This is a genomic window from Clostridium frigoris (assembly GCF_018861865.1).
GTDB lineage: Bacteria > Bacillota > Clostridia > Clostridiales > Clostridiaceae > Clostridium_AD > Clostridium_AD frigoris.
Window position 1 is genome coordinate 1 of record NZ_JAHLDV010000094.1, and the last position, 6,931, is coordinate 6,931.

The 6,931-nt window shown below is 28.7% G+C and carries 5 protein-coding genes, 2 tRNA genes, 2 rRNA genes and 1 other annotated feature; all 9 genes read left to right on the top strand.

Annotated features, from left to right (window positions below; all coding sequences use genetic code 11):
- Positions 1-76 (top strand): 23S ribosomal RNA (locus tag KPL37_RS18740); the annotation flags it as partial.
- Between the two features lie 162 nt (positions 77-238).
- Positions 239-355: ribosomal RNA gene (rrf, locus tag KPL37_RS18745) — 5S ribosomal RNA — on the top strand.
- Positions 356-363: 8 nt separating this feature from the next.
- Positions 364-440, top strand: a tRNA-Ile gene (locus KPL37_RS18750).
- Between the two features lie 3 nt (positions 441-443).
- Positions 444-519 (top strand) — tRNA-Ala (locus tag KPL37_RS18755).
- A gap of 104 nt (positions 520-623) precedes the next feature.
- Positions 624-1,118, top strand: a complete 495-nt coding sequence (locus KPL37_RS18760) for an HDIG domain-containing metalloprotein (RefSeq protein ID WP_216151594.1) — start codon at positions 624-626, stop codon at positions 1,116-1,118.
- A gap of 152 nt (positions 1,119-1,270) precedes the next feature.
- The gene (locus tag KPL37_RS18765) at positions 1,271-1,786 is read left to right on the top strand and encodes a transcription repressor NadR (RefSeq protein ID WP_216151595.1); all 516 of its coding nucleotides are present in this window, start codon (positions 1,271-1,273) and stop codon (positions 1,784-1,786) included.
- Between the two features lie 49 nt (positions 1,787-1,835).
- The gene (locus KPL37_RS18770) at positions 1,836-4,565 is read left to right on the top strand and encodes a UPF0182 family protein (protein ID WP_216151596.1); all 2,730 of its coding nucleotides are present in this window, start codon (positions 1,836-1,838) and stop codon (positions 4,563-4,565) included.
- 105 nt (positions 4,566-4,670) lie between these two features.
- Entirely contained in the window at positions 4,671-6,110 is a 1,440-nt protein-coding gene (locus KPL37_RS18775; RefSeq protein ID WP_216151597.1) for an NAD(P)/FAD-dependent oxidoreductase, read from the top strand.
- A gap of 13 nt (positions 6,111-6,123) precedes the next feature.
- Entirely contained in the window at positions 6,124-6,387 is a 264-nt protein-coding gene (locus KPL37_RS18780; protein WP_246578378.1) for a DUF1667 domain-containing protein, read from the top strand.
- Between the two features lie 144 nt (positions 6,388-6,531).
- Positions 6,532-6,733: a binding site (T-box leader), on the top strand.
- The last annotated feature ends 198 nt before the right edge of the window (positions 6,734-6,931 follow it).

Consider the following 6,931-nt stretch of genomic DNA (forward strand, 5'->3'; position numbering starts at 1 on the left):
CAGGTTGATAGGTTAGAGGTGTAAGCATGGTAACATGTTCAGCTGACTAATACTAATAAGTCGAGGGCTTGACCAAGATAACATAAGTAACAATTAATATTAATATTGCGATAATAATTTGTTCGTAAGAGCGAAAAGATTAAAACACTGTGCAATTTTGAGAGAATATCTCATAAAATGTATTGACAAGTTAACTATAGCTTGGTATACTTTTATAGTAAGGTTAATACCTTATAAATCTGGTGGTTATGGCATGAAGGTAACACCCGTTTCCATACCGAACACGAAGGTTAAGCTTCAATGCGCCGATGGTACTGCAGGGGTAACTTTGTGGAAGAGTAGGTCGTCGCCAGATATTCATATGGATCTTTAGCTCAGTTGGTTAGAGCTACCGGCTCATAACCGGTCGGTCTGGGGTTCGAGTCCCTGAAGGTCCACCATATGGGGATATAGCTCAGCTGGGAGAGCACCTGCCTTGCACGCAGGGGGTCAAGGGTTCGATTCCCTTTATCTCCACCAAAAAACAGTCCATATTGGACTGTTTTTTATTTCGTTAAAAATCAGTTACAAATTAATGAAATAGGAAAAGAATAACACAGTTTTAATATGAAGGGAGAACTACATTGTCACTATATAGAATAAAGCAGTTTTATAGATCAATGGTTGCTAAAATTGAGGATAAAGATGTAGATTTCCTAAAAAATCATTTAAAAACTTATGAATTGTTGTTATTTAACCAATTGCCTATATATGAGCAAAAGCACTGTATAAATGTAGCTAGAGATGTAGAATTAACTTGTACACGAAAGAAAATACAATCACTTTTTTTGATAAAAGTTGCGCTATTACATGATATAGGTAAGATATATAGTACAATGAATCCAATAGATAAAGCTATAATGGTTATATTGAGTAAGATAACAAATGGAAAAATTAGAATGTATAGCAAATTTAAAAATGTTAATATGTATTATAATCATGGAGAGATAGGATGCAAATTATTGAAACAATATGGATATGATGATAGATTTTTATTTTTGATAAAAAATCATCATAACAATAATATAATAGATGATATAGAATTAAATATATTAAAAGAATGTGATGATAAAAATTAAGAAGCTAATAATAGTTTCTTTTTTTATGGCCATTTATAATAAACTTGAAAAAAACATATTAAAAAATTTAAAAATTTTTATATTATAAAAAATTTTTAATAATGGGTGAAGAGTGCTAGAATATAATTAAATACATATACTAGGAGGATGAAATGAATTCGAAGGAAAGAAGAGAATATATAAAAAACCTATTAGTTACAAATGATAATACATATAAAGGTCAGGTTCTAGCAGAGAATTTAGGAGTTACAAGACAGGTTATTGTAAAAGATATAGCAATTATAAGAGCAGAAGGAGTAAACATAATTGCAACTCCAGAAGGTTATTTAATCCCTAGGGAAGAAAATAATTTTGTACGCAGAGTAATAGCAGTTTCACATGGCCGCAATGATATATATAACGAGCTTGAATGTATTGTTAAGTATGGTGGAGTAGTAGAAGATGTAACAGTAGAACACCCCTTATATGGCGAAATAAGATCAATGCTTATGATGAAAACACTTGTGGATATTGAAGAATTTACAAAAAAGTTTAAAGAATCAAGTGTTCAGCCATTATCATCTTTAACTAAAGGTATACATTTGCATACTATAAGGGCAGATAATGAGGAGATTATAGAATTTATTATAAAAGAGTTAAAAGAAAAAAATTATTTGATTTGTGATTAGTTTATTTTATATAATAATATTTTAACTAATTAAATAAGAGGTGAATCTTGTGAAAGGGAAAAAAACAATAGTAACTATTATGGTGATAATAGTATTTATTATAATTTTCTTAGGTAACATAGTTAATCTAGCCATCAATATTCAGTGGTTTAAAGAAGTTGGTTATCTGTCTGTATATTTTACTAAGATAGCATCTATTTTAAAGTTAATGGTACCAGTATTTGTAGTAATCTATATATCAATTTGGACATATTGTAAAACATTTAAAGCAATTATTTTAAAATGTAAAATGGGTGAGGCTGTTAATAAAAATAAAGAAAAGATAAAACATAGTATTAGTATTCTAATTAACACTATAATTTCTTTTATAATTTCCTTTGGTTTTGCATCTAAATATTGGTATACAATATTACAATTTGCGAGTACTACAAAGTTTAAATCTGTAGACCCATTATTCAAAAAAGATATTTCATTTTTTATATTTAAACTTCCATTAATTGAGTCGTTATATAAGATGTTTAAAACGCTTATATTAGGTTTAATGATAATTACGGTGATAACGTATATTATATTAAGGGTGAAGGAATATATAATGTATCCAAGTAAAAGGAACAATTCTTCTGTAATTAAAAAAGTTAAAAACATTAGAAACATTAGAGGTGAATTAACTAAATTTGCAGGTAGGCAGCTTGCGGCTTTATCATCACTTATATTATTATTGGTATCTTTAGGATATTTAATTAAATCATGGGATTTGGTATATTCAAAAAAGGGAATAGTCTTTGGAGCAAACTATACAGATGTACATGTAACCTTAAGGTTTTATGAGGTAATAGCAGTAGTATCTTTTATATCCGCTATAATCACATTTATAAGTATATTAAAATATAAAATAAAACCTGTAGTTATATCTATTATTTTGATTGTTGTCTTAGTTATTGGTGAAAACATAACATCAACTGCAGTTCAAAAGTTTGAAGTTCAATCAAATGAAAAAACTCTAGAAAAACCTTATATTCAGTACAATATAGATAGTACAAGAAAAGCTTTTAATATAAATAGCATAGATGAAATACCATTTGAGATAAAAAATGATTTAACTAAAGGTGATATTAAAGAAAATAAAGATACTATTAATAATATAAAAGTAAATTCGTATAAGCCAGCGTTAGAATTTTATAACCAATTCCAATATTTAAGGTATTATTATGGATTTAATGATATAGATATTGATAGATATAATATTAATGGAAAATATAACCAAGTATTTATTGCACCAAGAGAAGTTAACTTAGAGGCTTTGAAAGGCAATTCAAATACTTGGCAGAATAGACATTTAGTTTATACTCATGGATATGGAGTGGTTGTAAGTAAGGTGAATTCAGTAACTAGTGAAGGACAGCCAGATTTCATAATTAACAATATACCACTAGAAAATAAAACAGATATAAAATTATCTAACCCCAGGATATATTTTGGTGAAAAAACCAATGATTATAGCATAGTTGATACTAAAATTGGAGAGCTTGATTATCCAAAGGGTGGGGAAAACCAAATGAATAATTATGAAGGCATGGCTGGCATAAAGATGAATATTGTAAATAGAATTCTATTTGCAATAAATAAAAAAAGTGCTAAATTTTTATTATCTGATGATATTACGTCAAATAGTAAAATATTAATTGATAGGAATATAATTGAAAGAGCAAAAAAAATTGCTCCGTTTTTAACATATGATAACGATCCATATATTGTAATAAATGGAGGGCGATTATATTGGATTGTAGATGCATATACAACCTCAAATAGATATCCTTATTCACAGCCACAAGATGGGAAAAATTATATAAGAAATTCAGTTAAAGTGGTTATTGATGCATTAGACGGAACTCCTGACTTTTATATAATTGATAAAAACGATCCCATAGTAAATAGCTATTCAAAGATATTTCCAAAATTATTTAAAAGTTCAGAGATGATTCCAAGTGGCATAAAAGAACACTTTAAGTACCCAGAAAGCCTATTTAGTCTGCAATCTGATCTCCTCGAAAAGTACCATATAACAGACCCAGGAGTGTTTTATAATGGAGACGATGTATGGTCTATAGCAACTAATCAAGACAAAATTGAAGGTAAACAAGAGAAAATTGATGCTTCTTATTTAATAATGAAATTGCCAAAAGAAAGTAAACAAGAAATGGTTTTACTCGAATATTTCAATACTAAAGGTCGAGATAACATGGTATCGCTGTTTGGAGCAAGAATGGATGGAGATAATTATGGTAAAATGGTATTGTATATATTGCCACCAAAGCAAACAGTGTATAGTCCAGTGTTATTTAAGCAACAGATAAATCAAGATACTGTAATATCAAAGGAATTGTCACTTTGGAATACGCAAGGGTCTCAGGTCCAATTCGGAGAAACAGTAATTGTACCAATTAAAAATTCTCTACTTTACATAGAACCTATGTATTTAAGGGCTAAGGGAAAAACAAGTATACCAGAGATGAAAAAAGTTATAGTATCTTATGGTGATAAAATAATTTTAGGTGACAATATAGAATTAGCATTAGATCAGATATTTAATTATACTGATAAAAGCAATACATTAAAACCTGTATATAATTCAGAGTTAGATGATAATGCACTGGACAATATAAAAACAGCTAAAGATTTATATAACAAGGCAATGGTAGCCCAAAAAAATGGTAAATGGGATGAGTATGGATCATATATTAAGCAATTGGGTGATATACTCAACAAGGTAATTAAATAAAATATATTTAACACAATCTAAAAAACTCTATATATTGCGTTGTATGTTTAAAAAAGGATATAATAACAATGTAAGAATAAGTTTTAGGTATGCTGGAGGGTTATAATGGATTATGATGTACTTATTTTAGGCGGAGGAATAATTGGATGTGCAGTAGCTTATGAAATTTCTAAATATAATCTTAATATAGCTGTTATTGAAAAAGACTATGATATAGCTGATGATGTAGCATTAATAAATACTGCTATGGTATATAATGGTGTTGAGAGTGAAGATACTTTAACTGCAAAGCTTGAACGCATGGGAAATAAAATGATGGATACTATAAGTGCTAAATTTAATATTCCATTTAAAAGATGTGGTTCCCTAATACTCGCTCAAACGGAGGAAGAAGTAGATATAATACAGTCAATATACAATAGAGCAATAGATAGAGGAACAAAGGATGTGCTTATTTTAGACTCTGAATATATATATGAGATGGAACCAAATCTAAATGTAAATATAAAAAAAGCACTATATTCTAAAAATACAGGTGTAATTTGTCCATTTGATTTAGCGTTATCCTATGGAGAAGTAGCTTTTGATAATGGTGTCAAATTTAAACTAGAAGAAGAAGTAATAGATATTCAAGAGATAACAAAAGGATTTAAAGTTATTACCAATAAAAATAAACTAACTTGTAAAATGGTAATAAATACAACTCCATCAGAAAACTACAGCGTAGTAAATGAAAAAAAAGTTAATGAAAATAAAAAGAAATCTACCGTGAATGAAAAAAATATTGCTATAAATAATAATGAGGGAGTATTGAAATATATACTTTTAGATAATAGTGAAAAAACAAAATATTCTCATGCATTATTTATGATCAACTCTAAGGGTGAGAGAATTTATACACTGCCAACTATGGAAGGAGATACGGTAGCTGCTATTAGTACAAGTGAGAATGTTAGTTATGATGAAGTAGTAAAAAGAGTATCTAAGATAACTAGTGTCGTGGATGATATGAATGTTAAAATGTTTTTGGATTGGCCTTTTTTTGAAGAGCCTATGGTAATTGATGATAGTGGTATAGATGAAGGACTTATTCAAATTAAAGGAAAACATTATGGGCAAGTTACTATGACGCCAGCTATTGCAAGTCTAGTATGTGAGAGTGTAGTAAGCATGATGAAGTGCAAACTTAAAAAAGATTTTAATGATAAAAGAAGGGAAAACTATAAATTTCGCGATTTGTGTGATGAAGAAAGAAAAAGAGTTATAGAGCTCGATGAAAAATATGGTAGAATCATATGTGGGTGCCAAAAGGTAACTGAAGGTGAAATAGTTGATGCTATACGCAGACCGTTAGGAGCAAGAACAGTAGAAGGCGTTAAGAGAAGAACCGGTGCTGCATTTGGAAATTGCCAAGGGGCACATTGCCTAAATAAAGTAGTTTCTATTTTGGCGAGAGAGACTAGTAAAAAAATGACAGAAATAACTAAGGACTCAAAAAACTCTAATATTTTGTTATGTAGAATAAAAGAATTTGATAGTATGTAGGGGATGAGTATATTTGAAAGAAGAAACCATTTATGATATTAATGAAAATGATGCTGTATTAACAACTTTAGTTAGGATAAAGGGTTCAGATCTATGTAATGTGGTTTCAGTAAAAACGAGTAAACCTATTAATAAGAAGATGTGGGTAGAATGTTCGAAGGCATTAAGTAGAATACATGTAGGTCCACCTATAAAAATAGGAGATGTAGTATGTAAAAATTTGCTTAATACTGGAATTGATATTATCTGTACCAAAAATGTTGAAAGAAATAGCTAGTAAAGCTAATTTTTAAATATAATGATTTATTAATTTAATATTAAAAATTTTTATTGACTTTATAAAAAATAAGATGTAATATTTTATATAAAATAAATGATATTACTCTGAGAGTATTAGAATAAAAGTATAATTTAATAGTTTATAAAACCTATGATGAAAATAGTAACAAAATATAAGGTTTAAGAGAGTCAGTGGTTGGTGAAAACTGATACCTTTATTTTTGCGAATCCATTTCCGAGGGACTGTGAATAGCAGTACGGTATAACCGTTATATTTGATGAAGAGGATTAAATATTTATATTTAATTAAGTAGGGTGGCAACGCGGAGTCTTTCGTCCCTTTTTTAGGGAAGAAGACTCTTTTTTTATTGTATTTTATAGTCTAAGTAGCTTAATTAAGATTTGAAAATTACAAACATTTATAATATATTTAAGGAGCATTCCTGTTATGAATTAAAATGAACTTTGAAAAAAAGAGCACCTGCTGATAAAATACAGGGTATAACAGTTGCAACTTTTATCCCTAATTTATAATTATCAGT